Here is a 19,352-nt window from a genome sequence, read left to right as displayed (position 1 = left end):
AATTTTCCGTAATTTTTTAGCTCAATGATTATTTCAACAGAAGAAAATTGTTTTAATCATCTCTAAGTGTTCGCTCTTTTAGTGTTTACTTTATTGACATCGATCCAGTAAACGAACATGACGCAACAAACCAGTTTAGCGAAGATATAAATTTATATTTTAATACTTCAATGATTTACTTAAATCTATCTGTATTCTATGCACTGAATTGAATGCATCCCATCAACTTGATGAAAAAGACACTAGATATAACTTATCTAATGTCTTTTTCTTTTAAATTTTTACTGATAATTTAATTTTGTCCGTAATAAGCCGTTGCCCCATGTTTTCTAAAGTAATGCTTGTCCAACAAATAACTATCGATTGGTGTTATTTCTGGATGAAGTTGTTCTGTTCCCAAAGCCATATCCGCAATTTCTTCTAAAGCAATACTATTTTCTACTGCTTTTTGTGGCGTTCTTCCCCAAGTAAAGGGACCATGGCCATAAACTAAGACACCTGGACAAGCCTCAGGATCCAACCCACGTTCACGAAATGTTTCGACAATCACGGTACCAGTCTCTGCTTCATACGCCGTTTCAATTTCTGTTTGAGTCAATTGTCGTGTGCAAGGAACTGCTCCATAAAAGGTATCGGCATGAGTGGTGCCGTAAGCCGGAATATCCCGTCTGGCTTGTGCCCATTTCACAGCCTGCGTGGAATGCGTATGGACAATGGCACCTAGTTGTTCAAAATTTTGGTACAACACTGCATGGGTGGCCATATCAGAAGAGGGTTTCAGGCCGTATTCTAATGGATTTCCTTTTAAATCGGTCACCACCATGTCTTCAACTGTCATTGTATCGTAATTGACTCCGCTTGGTTTAATGACGATTATTCCAAGGTCCCGATCGATTTCACTGACATTGCCCCAGGTCAATTTGATCAATCCCGCTTGTGGTAAACCTAAATTCGCTTCAAATACTTGTTCTTTCATAGCTTGAATTTTTTTTTGATTCAAAATAACCCGCCTCCTTTAGTTTTGGTAATAGAAACTCTTTGGCTTGTTCAATTTCTTCTTCTGGCGTTTCACTTGCCTCGCTCCACATTTCAATGACAAACGGACCATTGTAATTGAGTCGTTTCAATGTTTTTAAGCAGCCATCAAAGTCGACACATCCTGTTCCAAACGGAACTTCTTTAAATTTTCCACCAAAGGTAGCCGTCACAGCCAAAGTATCTTTCAAATGAATTTGCGAAAGTTCTCGAATGCCAGATTCTAATTCAGCTCCCACATCATTTTCTGGCCACGCTGATAAATTTCCCACATCGGGATAGACTTGTAAAAACGGTGACGGAATTTGTTCTTTGATACGCAGATATTTAGAGATCGAATTTATAAATGGGTCATCCATAATTTCAATGGAAAGGACAACACTTTTTTCTTCCGCCATGGTAACTGCTTGAGTAAGATTTTTAATGAAAAATTCTCTTGAACTAACCGTTTTATCTTCATAATACACATCGTACCCTGCCAGTTGGATCATCCGAATCCCCAGATCCGATGCTAAATCAATTGCTTTTTGCATAATTTCTAATGCTTTTGCACGTTTCTCAGGATCTTTAGAGCCAAAAGGAAACCGTCGATGACCACTAAGGCACATGGATAAAATTTTGACTTCCGTTTCAAAAATCGCAGACTGAATTTCTTTACGTTGCTCTTTCGTCCAATCGAGACGGGCTAAACGAGCATCCGTTTCATCTACAGACATTTCGACAAAATCAAACCCCAAGTCTTTCGCAAAAAGCAATCGTTCTCGCCAAGATAGCGTTTTAGGAGTAGCTTTTTCATACAATCCGAGTAAGCTCATTTTCTTACCCCCAAATGCGTTTGATTTCTGCTTGGAATTCAGTAGCTGACTGAAGTGGATCTGGTGCAGCAGTGATGCCTCGACCAGTTATAAAGGTGTAAACATCAATTCCTGTAAATAATTTCAACGTATTCACACTCAAACCACCAGTCACCGACACACGAAAGCCCATTTCAATCAACTTTTTAACTTTCGTTAAATCTTTTTCGCCCCATTTTTCTCCTGCAAATAATGCATCGCGACTTTGATGGTAAATAGCTTGAGAGATACCCGCATCTAACCAGGTTTGTGCTTGTTTATACGTCCAATCCCCATACAATTCAACTTGAACTTCTTTGACTTCTTTCGCTGCAGCAATCATCGTAGGTAATGTCGCGGCACAAATGACAGTCATATAATCGGCTCCGGCATCCGCACAATTTTTGGCAACGGTTGTTCCGGCGTCGGCACATTTGGTGTCCGCAACGATGACTTTATCGGGATAAAGTGCTCGGAAACAAGCTACCACATCACGGCCAGCTTGAAGCAGTAAAATCGTACCAGCTTCAATAATATCCACCACATCTCCTACTTTTTTTAAATCTCCTAATGCACTTGGTAAATCATTATGATCACATGCAATTTGTAATTTTGGTCGCATTGTTTTTCTCCTTCCTAAGAATAATAAAGAAGACACTTTTACTAGGACAAACGTTCTAAAATTGGAATTTTCATCACATCAAGATTGATAAAATTAGAAACAATAATCACCTTATCTTTTAACGTATCTGGAACATTATCAGCTAATTCTTTAGTTAAAATATAGTAGTCTGCTTGTCGACCTGTTATTGATCCGATATCTGTATAATTTACATTGGCCTCTATGTTGGCCTCTTTTAAAATTTTTTCTACATTGAGTTTAGCAATTAAACTACTTCCCATTCCCATTCCGCATACAGTATAAATTTCCATGATTAATTCCTACTCTCTATTAATTATTTTTTTTAAATATTTATAATCCGATACTTCAGATAACTTTGAAATAAATCCTTTTGTATCTAAAAGATAGGCAAGCTCTGCCATAGCCTCTTGATGCACTGAACGATTAGTTGAACAAAAAATTAGTATAAATTGTACACTACTTTTCTTATACTCCAATGGTTTGTCTAGAGTAATTAATGCCAACCCGGGCTTTAATACGCTTTTACTTAGCCCAATATGTGGAAAAACAATTCCAGGTAAAAGCAATGTTTTTTTTATGTCAGTTAATTCCTCAAATTTTCTTATCAGAATATCGCTATGTTCTTTCGTGGTATAACCGTTATCTTTTAATAGCCCACAGCCTTCTTTTAGTAGTTCAATAAAATTTTGGTTTTTACTCTTAAAAATACATAGTTCCCTCGGCATAATCTCAAGCAATTTACTGGTGTTAATTTCTCTTTCAAAATATTGATATTTTTCAACTAAATTATTGATAACACTGAATAGTTCATTCTGTTGAGATACTGTTAGCATCGAGGATATCTCTACAGTAGGAATACCATCAAAAGAAATCTCTTGAACTTGTTCAGTTGTAATTATTAAGTCAACTTCATTATCTAAAATAAATTTTTTGAAATTATCAATATCATGAAAAACTACAATATCTAAATTGAATATGGATTGAAGTTTATAACGCAAAACTCGTATATTTGCATTTGAGAGATAGCTAAACAAAATACACTTTTTTCTTTCCTTAAGCGCATTCTGAATTTTTTCGTAACTTGAAACAAAATATAAAGTTAGATAGGTTAACTCATCTTCATTAATTCCATTGAAGATGGGTAGTTGCAACGTTATTTCTTTCATATCTACTAAAGTACTCTGATAATGATTTAAAACCTCTGATTTTAACGGGTTAGAAATTTGATTATTATTTTCTATTCTAGTAAGTGTTGCAGTTAAGTGATTTGTCAAAATTGATGGTAAATCACGATCTAGATAGTATGGGATATTTTGTTTGTCAGCCATTTTTTGAATCATTCTCTCTGAAGATAATTCAATTTCAAATAAATACTTATCTGAAAATAACCCTTGTACAATTTGAATTTTTGGAAGCGAATTGATTAAATGGTTTAAATTCAATAATTCATCTCTATTTAGATAAAACCCAAATTTACTAGATAAACTATCAAGGAATTCTTCCGTCAAAACAGATTCACTGTTAAGGCTTCTAGAATTTGTAAAATCTGATTTTTGATTTTCTCTCCCCCTTTCACTAAAAATTAGAGAAATATAGATAGCAATAATTTGTAATGAGTAGCTTGTCAATATATCTTTAAAGAACACAAGAACGAACTCTATCAAGCTAACAAGCTGATTTTTATCAGATATTTGGAACTTAAAGAAAAACTCTGAAACATAATCTGAAAATTCTATAAATGATAAAATATGATTCTCATTTATGACTTCTACAAGTTTATTTGCTATAAAAATTTTAACAAGTTCTTTAGAAGAATCGCTGATGTAAAACCCTTGATTATTTGAAAACTGAATAACATCCTCTTTCTCAAAATTTTGTTTCAGACTTTTAATATCCTTTTGTATTGTTCTGCTTGAAGTTCCTAAAAAATCGCTTAACATACCATTTGTTAGTTTTTCATTACTTTTTGTGTAGATTGAAATTAAAATGATCAGTTGACGTTCTATTGAATTTGTAAAATCGATTATTTCAGATAGTTGGAATTCATTTAAAAATACTGAGATCTCTTTTCTTACCCCGGTGGGTATAATGACCCCTGAACTTGGAATACTCTTGATAATCTCTTGTTTATACTTGGAAGAACGGTAATTTAATGAATCAATTAATGTTTGAGTTGTTCTCTTCCCAACATTGAGCTGTATCGCTAAGGATTCTAATAAAACCGGCTGTTTATGCCCCAACAGAAATTTTAACAGAGCAAATTCTTTTCTTGTTAAATCTTTCATTTCCAAACGAATACCCCCCTAAACAAAACCATTTTATTTAAAATAGTTTATTGAATAATTCTAGCAAAGGTCCCCAGAAGAAACTATAATCCGTTTGAGAATATGTCATGCCACTACCAAAGAATTCACCTGTAATCGGATACAAAAAGATAATCATAATATGTGTAAAAATTCCTAAAATAAAGCATGAAAAAATAGTACCTTTCCATCCACCATTCCTATTCGCAAAAACTCCCATTAATAATCCATCAAACAGTACAATATTGGGACTTGGAAAAATAACATAAGGTAAAAAGAATATTGATATCACCATTGCAACGATAGAGCCCGCAAGCATTGATAAAAAGCCGAGCATTGATCCTGTTGGAGAGAATGAATAAAACACTGCACAATCTAATGCTGGTATTGCATTTGGGACAAATTTATTAGCAATTCCTTGAAATGCTGGTAATAATTGGGCAATAAACATTCTTACACCTGAAAGTAACACTGAAAAGCCAACTGTAAATGTAATCCCTTGTAGAAATAGCCAAACAAGCCAGTAGGTCGTACCGGAAAGTTCTAAAATATTTTCTTCGCCAAGATATAACCCAATTCCAATAAAAATCGCAGGCATTAGAATAGCTAATGATATTGTAGTATCTTTTAAAATGGATAGTGCTTTAGGCAGTTGAATATTTTCTGCATCATCTTCTGGTTTACCAACCAATTTGGCAAGCTTAACAGCAAAGAATGTTCCAATTTGTTGATTATGACCTAAAGTAAATGCATCCTGTGTCATGTCTTTAGAGTATAATCTCGGTATTGCAGGACTGAATGTATTGTAGAGACCTAAAATTAGTCCAGACGTAATAATTGTATAAAGAGAAGTCGGCTCCCACTTAAAAGCTGATGAAATTGAAATAATTAGAAACGAACTTAAAATCAAACTAACATGGACAGTTAAATATACATTTTTAAAAATTTTCCATGGAATTATTTTTACAATTATTAAATTTAAAAGAAATGCTAAAATGAAGGCTGAAACAACACTAACAGAATATTCTCCCATCACCGCACCAAAAACTGCAAAGTTTTGCGGCACGACTCCTTTAACACTTGATACATCATTTAATTTTGTTATGAGTGGTGTTAGTGTAGAAGTTAGGAGATTAGAACCAGCAGTGAGCATTACCATACCGACAATTGTTTTAATTACTCCATCAATAATTTCATGTATTTTCTTTTTTTGGAGTAACAATCCTAAAAAGGTAACAATTCCCAAAAATATCGGAGCTTGTGTTAGTGTCCGTACTGCATTTACAATTCCCTCATTCATTTACTTCTCCCCCATTCATAAAATTCAAAAACCCTTTTAAATTCTCATTAGTCATATGCTTTAAAGTTTGAATATTATTATCATCAGATAAGTACAAACTAATTCTTTTCAAAAGCTCTATATGACTAATTCCATCAGTTGAAGCTATCATAAAAACTATTGAAACTGGATCATTATCAAGGCTTCCAAAATTGATAGACTTTGATAAAGTAATCAAACTGATGTTTGATTCTAAAACGTTTTCTGATGGCTTAGAATGAACAAATGCGATACCAGGGGCAATTACAAAGTAAGGGCCATATTCTTCTAAAACTTGTAAGCACTCTTCGATGTATCGCCTGGTAATACTACCTAAATCAACTAATATATTCCCCACCATCATAATAGCTTCTTCTCTATTAGTTGCATTTACATTAATCCTCACATTTTCTTTATTCATAAATCCCCCTCCTATAATTCGCTAATTAGTAATTAATAAAAATATTTTTATTATTGCTATAGGTTAAGTATATATCCATCAAATTGAAAAAAAAGAGACAAATTTGCGTCTTTAATTAACGCAAGCGCTTCCTACCCATGTAATTATGAAAATGAAACCCTTATATAATTAAAAATTAGGTATTTACTGCCTAATATTATTTGCAATACAATCTTATTCGCGAATACCTCTTTCTTTAATTGGCTCTAGTCACGTTAAACTCATTGGCTAAAAATCATAAACGACATAAAAAAGACACATAACGCAAAAGTATTTCTTCTAAAAAAATCTCAGAAACTAAAATGTTCAGAGTAGGTGCCTGTCTGAATCACTAGCTTTGCAGCTTTTGCCATTTGAGATGTAAAAGGCCAAAAAAAGATGTAGGTTTCCTACATTTTTTTTGGCCCTTTACAATTTTGGATTTGAGTCAATATTGAGTTAGTCAAGAAAATTTTACACTGAAAAGTCTATATTTCCAATCTATTGTGCTTTTTTCAAATTATCTAGTTTACACTTAAAATTTGCACGAAAAAAGGCGATATATCAATACCGCCGAAAGTAAAGATAGGGTATACCCTAACGTTACGTAGAATATATAGCAGCAGAACTTACTTATCTTTATAAAGTATAGTACTCATGAAAAAAAGACGTAACTGTTATACGTCTTTTCTGTTGCATATTTGAATTTGTTTCAAAAACGTCAACACTATCTACTATGACCTAAAAAGGAGTAGCTTTCTTATTGTGATTAGAGTGTAAATGTCCAGAAAAACATCCGCAGCCCGAAACCTACATACCTTTTGGCCCTTTAGTTTTGATATTGTGCTTAATACCCTGAGTTTTTATATTATTTTTGCTAATTGAATATTTGTATCTAGGAACGCTTGATTCCTACGTTCCTAGATATGAAAACGATACAGTATCAATTTTGCATTCTGAAAAATATTTATGGAAAGTTGAAAATGGGTGACATTCATATCCGAAAGATTATTTCATTATTCAAGTACCCATTGACTTCTCCAGGCTCCTTGATGGATATTGCCTACTTCTAAATATCCAAGGTTATTTTCTGTATGAATAACTAGATTGGGCTTCCACCGATTCACAAAGCGTATATATCCATCTACATTTTCTTTCTTCCACTGTGCACTATACGCTGTAGGCTGAATGTCACTATGTTCAACATATCCTTTTTGATTTTCGACATTTAAAAGTTCATTTGTTAAATTATTTTTAATTAAGAAATACTCTCCCTTTGGTATAACCGTAAATTTTGAGGAGCTAGTAGGGTTATTTGAGACTAATATTTTATCGGATTGGCTATCTAAACTAATATAGCTGGTTGTATCCCGATTTCTAATCTCTTGGAGGGGCAATTCATATCCTGATTTTTTCTTGTAAACTCGAACGTAATCAATAGCCCATTCCTTAGGAAATTCTTCATTATGTTTTCCAGACCCAGCATCAGTGTAAATATTTAAAATCATTCCCATAGGATAGTCCGGTGACTGATTGATTTGTCGAAATAACTTTCCATCAAAATAAAATTTAAGAGATCCTGGTTCCCAATCCAATGCATAAGTATGAAATTCATTAGTTAAACTTTCTAATCCTACAGCTCCCGGAACTACCGCCTCATTACCACCAGAAGTTGATGTAGTACTATCTGTCCAAGATGTAGAAAAGAACGGATCATTCCAACCATAAGTACATGTTTGCCATATACCCTTTTTCCTATTTTCCTCCGTCACACCTTTTGTTCCCACTGGTCGCTGTACATTATTGGAGTAGTCAAAGAAAGTTTCAATAATATCTATTTCGCCAGTCTCTTTTGAGCTAGCCCAATCGTTTGTGTCATTTTGCATGCCTACAAGCCACCAAGCCTGATGTCCACCACCAGTAGATTTACTGAGTTTAGCTCGAATTTCAAAATAGCCATAAGTAGTGGCATATCCACCTGTCTCACTATCTCCAAGCATTTCTTCTTCTTTAGGTATAGGAGAAATTAATACCTCAGAACCAGCAAAATTATGAATCCAATTTTTGTTGAAAGATTGAATTGCACTAGATTTTACTCCATCGGTTGCGTAACCATAATTATCCTTATCTAAAGATGGTGACCATGCTTTCTGATCTTTCTCTATTCTTTGAATTAAAGCGCCATTTTGAAATGTGTAATTTCCAACTGCATCTTCAGGTGTATCTGCCCAATGTTGTAAATAACGGTCTGTCCATTTACTTCTATCCAGACTATCACCATTAAATTCATCATGAAAGTCAAGTTTATACCCATCTTTTTGCGGAATTTCTTCTGAGGCGAATACAACATCACCCAATCCTAAAGAAAAAACTAATAGAAGTAAACTTAAAAATATTTTTTTCATAATTGAAACCCCTTTCATTTATTGAATAAAACTTACCATATTGATACTTGTTTTACTATTATTCAAACAAAGATTGGAATTAGATTCATTAAATGAAAGTAGTTTCTTTCTTTTACAAATATGTTGAGTTAGCGCTTTCTTTATATTATGCTTTTTTCAATTAAGTGTATTTAATATGTTTCATATCAAAAAAGGAGTGTTATAAATGAAAGAAAGTATTCAAAAATCTATGCGAACTTTCGCAAGAGCCATTATTCAGCCAGTTATGTTTATGGCAGTCTCTGGTCTAATTATTTCTATCGCTGCTATCATGCGAATGGAATTCGCGCCAGACGTTATTTCAAAAATTGGAAACTTCTTTTTTGGAATAATTAACAGTGGAGCTATCGGATCACTTTCAGTTATTTTTTGTGTAGGCATTGCCGCTGCATTAGCCAAAAAGAAAACAGATGGTGCCATAATAGCCATTACATGTTTTATGATTTTCCTCTATGCTAATAATTCTTGGTTAGCTTTAACCAATAGGTTAGCTGAACCTGGTGAGCAAGGATTGTTTGGTACTGGTCAGAATATGGTAATGGGAATTCAAGTAAATGATATGGGCGTTTTCTTGGGAATTATTATAGGGTGTATGGTTGGTTTCATCATTAATCGTTTTGGCAATTTTAAATTTCATAAATATCTTGCACCGTATGAAGGAACAAAGTTTGCTTATGCAATTGCTATCTTTTCAACAATTGCATTAGCAATTGTAATCACTTACATTTGGCCATTGATTAATGCAGGTGTTAATGCTGCTGTTTCTATTATGTCTAGCTCAGGTCCGTTCGGTTTCTTTGCTTACGGTTTTTTAAACAGAATGTTACTACCAGTAGGCATGCACCATTTATTATGGATGCCTTTGTACTATACCCCTATGGGAGGGACCGCTATAGTCGCTGGAGAAACGGTGAGCGGTGCTTTTAATATATGGCTAGCACAGTTAGGGGATATTAGCCAAGTTACTCAGCTAAGTCCGTTTATAGGATTTTTGACAAACTTTGGTCCTTTGGCTTTTCCAATTGCAATCGCTGCTGCTTTTATAAAAACTGCACTACCAGAGAACAAAGTCAAGGTCAAAGCAATTGTCATCCCAGCAGTCATATTGGCTGCTCTAGCTGGTGTGACAGAGCCGATAGAATTTCTATTTTTATTTGTGGCACCTGTTTTATGGCTAGTCCATGCTCTTCTGTTTGGACTTAGTTTCTTTCTGGCCAATATACTCGGATTAAGGGTAATGGTTGGAAGTATTCCTGAAACTATTCCATCCTTATTTGTTCCCATGGAACTTGGTCATACATGGGCGATTATTCCTATCATCATAGTATGCGCATTACTGGAATATTTTGCTTTTAAATATCTGATTGTAAAATTAAAATTGCCCACGATTGGTACTGAATTTTCTGAAAAAGAATCAAAAAATGACACTCCTGTTCAACTAAAGGATAACGATGAGAGTCTTGCGATAATTGTTCAAGGATTGGGAGGAGTTGACAATATTCTGGAAATTTATAATTGCTACACTCGGCTTCGTCTTGACGTGGTAGACGATAAGAAAGTAGATATTGAACTATTAAAAACGTACCCTTCTTCAGGTGTAGTTGATAAGCAAAAGCATATCCAACTTATTATTGGAATGGGTGTTAATGAATTACGTGAGTCATTAGAGGCATATGTGGAAAATTTACGGAGTGCTAGCATAGATTTGCACTCAGAAAAAAATATTAAAAATCTAATTTATGCACCTTCAGAAGGTGAAATTATTGAAATTACAGATGTGCCGGATGAAGTATTCTCAAATAAGTCATTAGGAAATGGTTTTGCTATTAAAGATCACGACGGTAGAGTGTATGCCCCAATAAAAGGAAATATTACAACAATTTTTCCTACTCTGCATGCTATTGGTATAGAGGGGGATAATGGTGAACAAGTTTTAATTCACATGGGGATTGATACCGTTGATTTAGCAGGCGCACCATTTAGTATCAAAGTAACAAAAGGTCAACTTGTTCAACAAGGTGACTTGTTGGCTGAGATGGATATTGAACAAATTAAAGAAGCTCAAAAAGAAGACATGATTATCGTTGTGACTCCCGAAAAAAAAGAAGGAAAGATAATTGCAAAGTTAGGAAAAATCACCTGTAATGATATTGCATTTGAGTCGTAAATAAGAAAGAAGACAGGACATCGTGGGCAGATATCATCCCACAAGTCCTGTTATTTTAAAAAAGATAACGATCAAAAAGGTACTCTAATGCATTCAGACAATTACCAAAAAAATAATTTAACGTAGAATTTTCTGAATTTATATTACCGGCTTCTGAATCTATTTGAAAAGATGCATCCCCTTCTTTGATAAATGAACTATTGGGAGTAGCGGTAAATGTGATTATTTTACCGCCTAATTCACGGCATTCTTTAATTCGCCTTAGTCCGTCACTATTCTCTCCTGATTGAGAAAAAATAATTAGACTTTTAGAAGTGTCGTCAGAGACTAATTTAATCTCCATATCTTTCAAATCAATTGCATAAATTTTCTTCAATAATAATTTTCGATAGGCATACTTTACTAATAGGTCACAAAATCCTTCACCAGATACATACACCTGTCTTTGTTCTTTTATTATATTAAAAATCTCATCAATTTCGTCCCAATTTTGTTTGGTATTTAAAAACTTCTGCTGTGTAGATGATTTCTTAATAAGCTGATTTTCTTTTGTTTTTAGTGTTAAGAAAAAAATCAATTCTTTAAAATTATTAAAGCCAGCTCTTCTAGCAAATCGAGAAATAGAACTAGGAGAGGTAAAGTTTTCATTGGCAGTTGTGCGAATATCGACATCTTGGTTTTTTTCAATTTTTTTAATCAAGTACGAAATAATTTCTTCATCCTCTTGTCGTAAAGTATTATTCGGCAGTAATCTTGAAATATGGTAGAGACCCATGATGCTTCCTCCTATAATGAAAATAATTCCGATATTTGAAAACGATACCTCAATGTCTATTATTCATTGTTTACGTTATTTTTCTATACTATACTCTATTTGCAGAACAACAACAACCTGAAACAAATTTTCTAAGAAAGAAGGTATTGATTTGAAACAATTAATTATAAATGCAGATGATTTTGGTTACAGCCCAGCTGTGAATGCTGGAATTATTCAAGCACACAAAAATGGTGTATTAACTTCAACCACCTTGATGGCCAATATGCCCGGCACTGAAGAAGCTATAGAACTATCGAAACAACATCCTAATCTCGGCATAGGTTGCCACCTTGTGTTAACCAGCGGACAGCCACTTCGAAGCCAATGTAGAAGCTTACAAGACACTAATGGAAATTTTTATAATCTATGTGACTACTCTAAAATGCGAAATACTTATTTAGATGAAGAGATTTATGATGAGTGGTGTACACAAATCGAATACTTACTTAGCAAGGATGTGCATCTTACTCACTTTGATTCCCATCATCATACTCATTTTTTTCAAGAGAATCAAAGTATTACAATGAAAATTTCGAAAAAATATGGATTACCATTTAGAAATTCATTTGGTACGGAGAATTTTGAAGCCTTTAGATTTGATCATGTGAATGATTTATTACTAGACATGATGAACACGGAAGCTATACGTGATATATCATCTGTGTATTCAACTATAAAGACTGCTTGTTTCTCAGAGATTGAAGCAGTCTTTGAAAGAGGAAAAACAAGCCAAATTCTTGAATTGATGGTACATCCTGCATTTGTTGATGAATATCTTTATACGCATTCATCTTTTAATCTTGCAAGAATGCGAGAAGTTGAAATCTTAACTGATCCAGATTTAAAAAAATTAATTCATTTCTTTAAATTTCAATTAGTAAATTATAAGACGGTAGTAAAAAAACAAGCTATAACTGTTTAGGAGGAAATATAATGGGCAATAAATTTGTAATGGTCGGCGGAGGATCTACACAATCCCCTGGCATCTTAGAAGTACTACGTCAAAGAGCGAAAGAGTTAGATTTAAGTGAGCTTGTCTTATATGATATTGATGAAAAACGTGTAAACTTATTAGGACAATACACTAAAATGTATTATGCCGAGACTAACTCTAAAGTTATTGTCAACTATACAACGGATATTAATAAAGCACTTAGCAATGCTAATTTTCTTTTTATGCAAATTCGACCAGGTTTGAATGCTCAACGTGCGGTGGATGAAAAAATTTGTTTAAATCATGGTGTCGTTGGCCAAGAAACATGTGGATTAGGTGGTTTTTCATTCGCAATGCGAGTAATTCCAGCAGTCATAGAAATTATTCGTAAAGTTAAAGAGTTGTGTCCTGAAGCCTGGATTTTGAATTATACAAACCCTGAAGCAATTCTTTCTGAAGCAATTTATAGTGAGTTTCCAGATGCTAAATGCTTATGCATCTGTGACATGCCTATATCAATTGAGGGAGCTATTGCCAAATATTTTAATAAGAACTTACGCAATTTAACATTTAAATACTTTGGCCTCAATCACTTTGGTTGGTGGACGAATATTATTGATAAAGATGGTACAGATTTATTACCCAGGTTAAGAGAAGATGTTCTATCTGGTAAAATCGATACACTGATAATGTCAAATGATGAAACAATTGGAGATCAATATTGGATCGATACTTATAAACAGATGATTAAATTATTTAAACTATTTCCTGATTATTTTCCGAATTGTTATTTACAATATTACTTGACACCAGATGAAATGGTCATGCATGATGATCCTAGCTTTACTAGAGGAGACTATGTTACCAGTGGTAGAGAGAAACGTATATATGAAGAGTGTGCACGAGTTATTGCAAACGGTACAGCAAAAGACTCCAACTTGCATGCTGGAGTTCATGGTAACTATATTGTAGATATTTGTAATGCGATTATTCATGATACTAGAGAACGTTTTACTGTCAACATTTCTAATAATGGTTCTATTTCAAATTTTGATCCAAAAGCCGTAGTTGAGTTACCTGCTTATGTAGGAGCTTCGGGTGCAGAACCTATTGTAGTAGGCGAAATACCAACCTTCCAAAAAGGTTTAATGGAAATGCAAAAAGCATACGAAAAAATGACTGTCAAAGCTGCTCTAACTGGTTCTTATCAGGTCGCTTTAGAAGCAGTTATGTTAAATAAAACTGTACCCAACTATAATGTTGGGAAAGCAGTACTAGACGATTTATACGCTGCTAATAAACAGTGGTGGCCAGAGTTAAAGTAAATCAGTTACATGTAGCTTGATTATAGCAAATTATTATAGTGAAATTCGTATTAGATAATCACAAGAGGAATTGATCGATTGAATTCTAAATAAGAATGGTAAATTCGAATCAATTGTTTTTACAATATCTTTTTTAGCTACTATGATAAGAAAGATTATTAATCTATTGATAATTTATATTCATTAATAAGGTTTCTTTTATCTAGAAAGAATTAGAAACACAGAATTGATGACACCTGATGGATGTTCTACTGTGGGAAGCCAACTCGCAGAGTTGGCTTTTACTTTACATAGATCATGTTATGCCAAGTAAAACTAGGGAATATTTCTAATAGACTACTTGGTGATTCAATCCAATTAGTTTATCTCCTTCATATTGTCCTAAAAATATATCTGGCATTTTCATTCTTGATAGTTCATCAATGCCATAATTTCCCTTTAATAAATAATGGAATAACGCCGCAAAGGCAGTACTATGGCCACAAATGATAATATCATTCCCTTTTTGACTGAGAATTTTTTCATAAGCTCTTACTATGCGATTTTGTACATCCCTCAATGATTCCCCATTTTCTAACTTAAAAGAAAAATCTTTCCACTGTTGGGCTGAATATTCAGAAAAGTTGTCAATCCATTTACCAACAGCTCGTTCTTTCAAATCTTCAACCTGTATTATTGGCAAGTCAAGTAAGTTCGAAGTGGGAGTAATCGTCTGAATTGTTCTTAAAAATGGACTACTATATATTTTAGAAATTTTTTTATCAACGAAAAAGTTCGTTAAACCTTCAGATAGCTCTAGGCCTCTTGTTGTTAAAGGATCTTCTCTATCGTTTTTTTCTTTAAAAGCTCGTATAGAATGACGAACAAAGTAAACTTTTTTCATGCAACCCCCCCTTTTTTTTAGTTTATCACACTATTTAAACAATCTTTACAAAAGGCGACACGATGTTGATATAAAATTAGATTATATAATTGTTGAAATTAAAACACTGCAATTTGTTTTGAAACCTCACTTTTATGCCACTTACTTTACATAATTTTCCTTATACCAAGCAAAAAAAACGATCTACAGAAAAAAATCGTTTTTTTACTTGGTATTCTTATTTAAATCTGAATTTACTTAAAGAATAAGTTGACATTAATTTTTAATTGATTTTATACAAAGACTTTCTATCAAATCAATCTTTTAGGAATAATAAAAACTGCTCCTCATTTTGTTTTAATACATTAAAAAATTCCAAGTCGATTGATTCAACAACTTCAGTTGCTTTTTGAGTTGTGATTAAACCGTTAGGGGTTAAATCAACAACTTTAGCCCTAGTATCATTTTTTGGATTCATTCTTTGAACTAATTTTTTCTTTTCCAATAATTTTAGTATGTCTGACACTGTTACTGTGTCAATATCTGAAAATTTAGCAGTATCAATTTGTCTGACTTCATATAGTAGGGTCGATTTCAATGTATTCTGTTAATTATGAGAACCAAAATTGCGAGATAGGAATCTCCATTTCTAATACCGTAAGAGGAAATAGGTATGGACAAGAAGCAATGGAGATACTAATTAATTTTTTATTTATGTATATACCAATGAACAAAATAAAATTACAAGTATTTTCATTTAATCCAAACGCAATATAGCTATACAATAAACTAGGTTTGAAACACGAAGGAACTTTAAAGCAAGAAATATTTAGATTCGCTAAATTTCACGATTTAGAAAATTTTTCTTTGCTTAGACAGGATTGGAGAAAAAGTAAGAATAGTTATTTAACCAACAAGTCGACATAATGCGTATTATAAAAGAAGCCAGTTCATTGATTGCACTGGCTTCTTAGATTTAAATAAATTATGTTATAACAAGTAGTTTTTTTGTATGTCCAGCGATTTAATTTCTAAGAACACTTAAAAAATAAGTTATTTTATTTTCGAAGAACCTTTTTAAATATTATGCAGTTTCAGGTTAAATTAAGTGGTGAAAGCTAATTGCGTTGATAGGTACTTTGCCGACGAGCTATCTTTACTCGAATAATTTAACTCGTTCACTCTGATTTTCATAGTCGTCTTCGTAATTATAAGCGGGCGCATCTAAAAATAAACTGGTAACATCACTAGCAGGAACCAAGTACCCAAACTCAAACGTGATTGCTTCTTGACCGGAAATAGATCCTATATTGAGATATCCTTTCCCCTCACCATGATTGCTAAGATAGACAATATCAAGAGAATTTTGATAACCAATCTGCGCATACTGTTGCTCCCAATCCAAGAGATATTTTGGCTGATAGAAACCATCTATCGCTGTTAAGATTGATGCATTGGCTTGAAAATAAAAATCAGAAAACGTTGCTGAACTTAAATTTTTCAAGGTAACATTTAGTTTAACCAGCTTCATTTGGTCTTGTGTTTGGGCGGCCACTGTATCCAAAGTATCCTTCCCGTCCCCACGGTTATAAAGGGTAGCCGTGTAAGGTAAGAAATAGCCTGTGTCATCAACCAAGTTATCCTCTTTTAAGCGATTAAAACTATCTTGTACGGACCAGTCACTATCAGCGTTTTCAACCTCAAATAAGTTGTCACTAACCGTCACATCATTGACTGTCAAGGCAAAATCCGTCTTATCATCCTGCTGTTGATTCAGGCTGAAATGCTGCTCTTCACCTACTTTTTTAATTAAGTCGCTATCTGTTGGTATGCGACACGGTGCCTCAGCGCTGACTTTTTCTGTTTCTTCCGCAAATTCTGAAATTAGATAAGAATTTGATGCGGGACCACCACCTGCTGGAACCAAATCGAGATTTCGAACAACTTCAAGCAGCTCTGACTCAGGAATATCATTGCCGATATACATCTGTAGCACATATCCTTCTTCTTCGAAAAGAACATAAGCCGTACGATTCAGACTGTCTGACGCTTCATTTGCTTTTTGATTAATCATCCAGACCTTACGACCAGCCAGCACCATTTCTTCAGCCGTATCGGTGTAAAGAGTTTCTAGATCTGTCTGCCCCTCATCAATTTTCAGCAGTAGAGTGGAGATAGTCGCATCAGTAACATCTGGATTATAAAATTTTGCCGGTACTTCCCCCTCATTCTGAGAAATTGGTCGCAAACCTTCCGGCAAATAATTGACTTCTAAGCGATATTCTTTCTCTTGCTTTTTATCCTGATTAGTAATTGAAATCAGGCTGCTAAAATTATGTTGTGAAAAGTACGTTTGCCAAACTTTACTGGCCCCATAAACTGTTCCTGGAATTATAAAAAAACTAGTCAGTGCAACAACAAGCGTTAAATTTCGCTTAGAACAGCGAATTTTATCTAACCAAGTAAGCTTTTCTCCAGCTGATAGAACCCGTTGCTGGATATTTTTTTCACTAGTAGTGTCAAATTGATGCCCCATCATGGTGATGAATTGATCCAAGCTTTCATCGGATAGGCGGCTTAAGGGTAACTCTTCGTATGCTTTCATTTGTTTAGACCTCCTTGGGCTAATAATAAAAATTCCATCTCTTTACGAATTTTTTTCTTTCCTTGGTACAGACGATTTTTAACTTCCTTCAAATCCATTCCCATATTTTCAGCAATGACTTTCGGTTTTAGTTCATAAAAAAATCGCTGCAGGCAAATTTCCTTTGTCGGCTCATCAATCAATAACAAGGCTTCAAAAAAGATATCCCAAATATCTGCATTTTCTTTTTCCTCCTCCGGTAAATCCTCTAATGGAAAATCGGTGATTTTTTCAAATAGGCGTTTGTTTTGCTTGAGCTTGTTTAAGCTCATACTTTTCGTTAATAACGCTAGATAAGTCTTTAAAGATCCCTTTTGCGGATTGTAATTACTTTGATTTTTCCAGTAGCGCAAAAAAACATCACTCACCAATTCTTCTACGTCTTCTTTGCTGGCATGACGGCCTAAGATTGATAATGCCACCGCATATAACAGCTTAGAATATTCTTGAAATAAGTCCGTTAATTCATCTCCATTGTTTTCAGCAAGATTCTCTATCATCATTTATGAAATCCCCCTTTCATATATATATACAAAGTAAAGTTACAAAAAGACTTAAATCGAGGTATTTTTTTTATAGCGTAAGATTCTGGTAATAAAAAAATTTTTGAACAAAAAGAAACGAAACCTTGTTTACAGATTTATATTCTTGTTATTTGAACTCCTCGTTGACATAATGCCGATTAAACCAAGTAGCCCGCCAGACCAGCGTCTGACGGGCGTTTCCTTGTGAATTTCTGAAATCGAGCTGTTTTGACATTTTGAAACGTGAGCAAGTCGCGATTCCTCCCTCAAATAAGTTTGTGAAATTTTTCAGGAAGAAAAGTGAGGACTTGTTATAAAAAGTCACTATCTGCTAAAGAAATTGGGTACTGATGGGAAATTGATTGACTATTTGAGTATATGAAATCCATTTTTAATGGACTAACATGATAAATTAAAGGATATAATTACTTTATGATTATTTTGATTGGGGTGCATTTTTCTCCATTACATTTACTTTCTGAAACGCTACATGCAGCAATAGAGAGCAAAATATCCATTTCAGCTCTTAAAATTATCTTATCACCGGGTTTTGAAACTGGTTCCTCAACCGTAATTTTTCCATTAGGTAAAATTTTAGTGTGCATAAAAATATTGAAAGGAGTAATTTGAGCTTTTTTTGTATCGAAATTTTCGCTAAGGGATTTATTGATGTTTGCTAAACAGCTTGGATGGTTTTCACCATTCCCGTAAAAGAAATTATACATTTCTGGTCTGCAACAAGGGTGAAGTAAGTCATGCTCTTTCACGTCATCTTCTATAATTGTAAACATCTTGTTATACAAATTACTGTAAATAGAATCTCCTATACTGATTTTTAAGGTGTCGTTACAATCAATAGTTACGCCTGCAGATAAATATTCTTTTGAGGTTAATTGATTTGTAGCGAAAAAATCTACAACTTGCTTTCCTTCTAAATCAATGATTTCTATCAGTTGTCCTTTTTTTACTAAGGTGCTAAAGCCTGTTTTTGGTTTAACAACTTGTTCCTTAATCATGCAATGTCTCCATTCTCTTTTTAATATATACAGTTTAACATATGGATC

18 protein-coding genes are annotated in these 19,352 nt (G+C 33.7%); 4 read left to right on the top strand and 14 right to left on the bottom strand.

Annotation, left to right across the window (positions count from 1 at the left end; translation table 11 throughout):
• Positions 1-292 precede the first annotated feature (292 nt).
• From AC1Z3S_RS18295 to AC1Z3S_RS18260, 8 genes are all read right to left on the bottom strand, one after another.
• Positions 293-976, bottom strand: a complete 684-nt coding sequence (locus tag AC1Z3S_RS18295; RefSeq protein WP_461741572.1) for an L-ribulose-5-phosphate 4-epimerase — start codon at positions 974-976, stop codon at positions 293-295.
• On the bottom strand, positions 957-1,850 hold the full coding sequence (locus tag AC1Z3S_RS18290; RefSeq protein WP_461741559.1) for an L-ribulose-5-phosphate 3-epimerase: 894 nt from the start codon (positions 1,848-1,850) through the stop codon (positions 957-959). Before AC1Z3S_RS18290 ends, AC1Z3S_RS18295 begins: the two co-directional genes overlap by 20 nt.
• A gap of 4 nt (positions 1,851-1,854) precedes the next feature.
• Positions 1,855-2,490, bottom strand: coding sequence for a 3-keto-L-gulonate-6-phosphate decarboxylase UlaD (locus AC1Z3S_RS18285; protein ID WP_461741558.1), 636 nt, complete (start codon positions 2,488-2,490; stop codon positions 1,855-1,857).
• 41 nt (positions 2,491-2,531) lie between these two features.
• The gene (locus AC1Z3S_RS18280; protein ID WP_461741557.1) at positions 2,532-2,801 is read right to left on the bottom strand and encodes a PTS sugar transporter subunit IIB; all 270 of its coding nucleotides are present in this window, start codon (positions 2,799-2,801) and stop codon (positions 2,532-2,534) included.
• Positions 2,802-2,810: 9 nt separating this feature from the next.
• Positions 2,811-4,796, bottom strand: a complete 1,986-nt coding sequence (locus tag AC1Z3S_RS18275; protein WP_461741571.1) for a BglG family transcription antiterminator — start codon at positions 4,794-4,796, stop codon at positions 2,811-2,813.
• 37 nt (positions 4,797-4,833) lie between these two features.
• On the bottom strand, positions 4,834-6,114 hold the full coding sequence (locus tag AC1Z3S_RS18270; RefSeq protein ID WP_461741556.1) for a PTS ascorbate transporter subunit IIC: 1,281 nt from the start codon (positions 6,112-6,114) through the stop codon (positions 4,834-4,836).
• Positions 6,107-6,553: a PTS sugar transporter subunit IIA gene (locus AC1Z3S_RS18265; protein WP_461741555.1), complete on the bottom strand. Its 447-nt coding sequence runs from the start codon at positions 6,551-6,553 to the stop codon at positions 6,107-6,109. Before AC1Z3S_RS18265 ends, AC1Z3S_RS18270 begins: the two co-directional genes overlap by 8 nt.
• A gap of 1,034 nt (positions 6,554-7,587) precedes the next feature.
• Positions 7,588-8,976 (bottom strand): family 16 glycosylhydrolase, encoded by a 1,389-nt coding sequence (locus AC1Z3S_RS18260; RefSeq protein WP_461741554.1) that lies wholly within the window; start codon positions 8,974-8,976, stop codon positions 7,588-7,590.
• Positions 8,977-9,181: 205 nt separating this feature from the next.
• Here AC1Z3S_RS18260 and AC1Z3S_RS18255 point away from each other — a divergent pair, with 205 nt between their 5' ends.
• Positions 9,182-11,182, top strand: a complete 2,001-nt coding sequence (locus tag AC1Z3S_RS18255; protein WP_461741553.1) for a glucose PTS transporter subunit IIA — start codon at positions 9,182-9,184, stop codon at positions 11,180-11,182.
• Between the two features lie 55 nt (positions 11,183-11,237).
• Here AC1Z3S_RS18255 and AC1Z3S_RS18250 read toward each other — a convergent pair whose 3' ends face one another.
• Positions 11,238-11,957 (bottom strand): MurR/RpiR family transcriptional regulator, encoded by a 720-nt coding sequence (locus AC1Z3S_RS18250; RefSeq protein WP_461741552.1) that lies wholly within the window; start codon positions 11,955-11,957, stop codon positions 11,238-11,240.
• Between the two features lie 151 nt (positions 11,958-12,108).
• Between AC1Z3S_RS18250 and AC1Z3S_RS18245 the strand changes: the two genes are divergently transcribed.
• Positions 12,109-12,921 carry a carbohydrate deacetylase gene (locus tag AC1Z3S_RS18245; RefSeq protein ID WP_461741551.1) on the top strand — a complete coding sequence of 271 codons (813 nt, stop codon included), beginning with the start codon at positions 12,109-12,111 and terminating at the stop codon, positions 12,919-12,921.
• An 11-nt stretch (positions 12,922-12,932) separates the two neighbouring features.
• Positions 12,933-14,258: a family 4 glycosyl hydrolase gene (locus AC1Z3S_RS18240; protein WP_461741550.1), complete on the top strand. Its 1,326-nt coding sequence runs from the start codon at positions 12,933-12,935 to the stop codon at positions 14,256-14,258.
• A gap of 328 nt (positions 14,259-14,586) precedes the next feature.
• Here AC1Z3S_RS18240 and AC1Z3S_RS18235 read toward each other — a convergent pair whose 3' ends face one another.
• Together AC1Z3S_RS18235 and AC1Z3S_RS18230 are read right to left on the bottom strand one after the other, a co-directional pair.
• On the bottom strand, positions 14,587-15,141 hold the full coding sequence (locus tag AC1Z3S_RS18235; protein WP_461741549.1) for a histidine phosphatase family protein: 555 nt from the start codon (positions 15,139-15,141) through the stop codon (positions 14,587-14,589).
• 295 nt (positions 15,142-15,436) lie between these two features.
• Entirely contained in the window at positions 15,437-15,718 is a 282-nt protein-coding gene (locus AC1Z3S_RS18230; RefSeq protein WP_461741548.1) for a hypothetical protein, read from the bottom strand.
• Here AC1Z3S_RS18230 and AC1Z3S_RS18225 point away from each other — a divergent pair.
• Positions 15,718-15,897 (top strand): GNAT family N-acetyltransferase, encoded by a 180-nt coding sequence (locus tag AC1Z3S_RS18225; protein WP_461741547.1) that lies wholly within the window; start codon positions 15,718-15,720, stop codon positions 15,895-15,897. The genes AC1Z3S_RS18230 and AC1Z3S_RS18225 overlap by 1 nt on opposite strands.
• Before the next feature lie 379 nt (positions 15,898-16,276).
• On the opposite strand, the gene AC1Z3S_RS18220 is transcribed toward AC1Z3S_RS18225, so the two are convergent.
• From AC1Z3S_RS18220 to AC1Z3S_RS18210, 3 genes are all read right to left on the bottom strand, one after another.
• Positions 16,277-17,725: a hypothetical protein gene (locus AC1Z3S_RS18220; RefSeq protein WP_461741546.1), complete on the bottom strand. Its 1,449-nt coding sequence runs from the start codon at positions 17,723-17,725 to the stop codon at positions 16,277-16,279.
• A complete protein-coding gene (locus AC1Z3S_RS18215; protein WP_461741545.1) occupies positions 17,722-18,267 on the bottom strand; it encodes an RNA polymerase sigma factor in 546 nt (181 codons plus the stop codon). Before AC1Z3S_RS18215 ends, AC1Z3S_RS18220 begins: the two co-directional genes overlap by 4 nt.
• A 446-nt stretch (positions 18,268-18,713) precedes the next feature.
• Positions 18,714-19,304, bottom strand: coding sequence for a DUF1989 domain-containing protein (locus AC1Z3S_RS18210; protein WP_461741544.1), 591 nt, complete (start codon positions 19,302-19,304; stop codon positions 18,714-18,716).
• Between the last annotated feature and the right edge of the window lie 48 nt (positions 19,305-19,352).

The sequence above is a fragment of the Enterococcus sp. LJL90 genome (assembly GCF_056924355.1).
The sequence above is the reverse complement of the archived record's forward strand: the minus strand, read 5'-3'. Positions and strand labels throughout refer to the sequence as shown.

Bases quoted from the DNA above. Each gene is read 5' to 3' on its own strand.
- AC1Z3S_RS18295 (WP_461741572.1), bottom strand. From the start codon at position 976: ATGAAAGAACAAGTATTTGAAGCGAATTTAGGTTTACCACAAGCGGGA.
- AC1Z3S_RS18290 (WP_461741559.1), bottom strand. From the start codon at position 1,850: ATGAGCTTACTCGGATTGTATGAAAAAGCTACTCCTAAAACGCTATCT.
- AC1Z3S_RS18285 (WP_461741558.1), bottom strand. From the start codon at position 2,490: ATGCGACCAAAATTACAAATTGCATGTGATCATAATGATTTACCAAGT.
- AC1Z3S_RS18280 (WP_461741557.1), bottom strand. From the start codon at position 2,801: ATGGAAATTTATACTGTATGCGGAATGGGAATGGGAAGTAGTTTAATT.
- AC1Z3S_RS18275 (WP_461741571.1), bottom strand. From the start codon at position 4,796: ATGAAAGATTTAACAAGAAAAGAATTTGCTCTGTTAAAATTTCTGTTG.
- AC1Z3S_RS18270 (WP_461741556.1), bottom strand. From the start codon at position 6,114: ATGAATGAGGGAATTGTAAATGCAGTACGGACACTAACACAAGCTCCG.
- AC1Z3S_RS18265 (WP_461741555.1), bottom strand. From the start codon at position 6,553: ATGAATAAAGAAAATGTGAGGATTAATGTAAATGCAACTAATAGAGAA.
- AC1Z3S_RS18260 (WP_461741554.1), bottom strand. From the start codon at position 8,976: ATGAAAAAAATATTTTTAAGTTTACTTCTATTAGTTTTTTCTTTAGGA.
- AC1Z3S_RS18255 (WP_461741553.1), top strand. From the start codon at position 9,182: ATGAAAGAAAGTATTCAAAAATCTATGCGAACTTTCGCAAGAGCCATT.
- AC1Z3S_RS18250 (WP_461741552.1), bottom strand. From the start codon at position 11,957: ATGGGTCTCTACCATATTTCAAGATTACTGCCGAATAATACTTTACGA.
- AC1Z3S_RS18240 (WP_461741550.1), top strand. From the start codon at position 12,933: ATGGGCAATAAATTTGTAATGGTCGGCGGAGGATCTACACAATCCCCT.
- AC1Z3S_RS18235 (WP_461741549.1), bottom strand. From the start codon at position 15,141: ATGAAAAAAGTTTACTTTGTTCGTCATTCTATACGAGCTTTTAAAGAA.
- AC1Z3S_RS18225 (WP_461741547.1), top strand. From the start codon at position 15,718: ATGTATTCTGTTAATTATGAGAACCAAAATTGCGAGATAGGAATCTCC.
- AC1Z3S_RS18220 (WP_461741546.1), bottom strand. From the start codon at position 17,725: ATGAAAGCATACGAAGAGTTACCCTTAAGCCGCCTATCCGATGAAAGC.
- AC1Z3S_RS18215 (WP_461741545.1), bottom strand. From the start codon at position 18,267: ATGATGATAGAGAATCTTGCTGAAAACAATGGAGATGAATTAACGGAC.
- AC1Z3S_RS18210 (WP_461741544.1), bottom strand. From the start codon at position 19,304: ATGATTAAGGAACAAGTTGTTAAACCAAAAACAGGCTTTAGCACCTTA.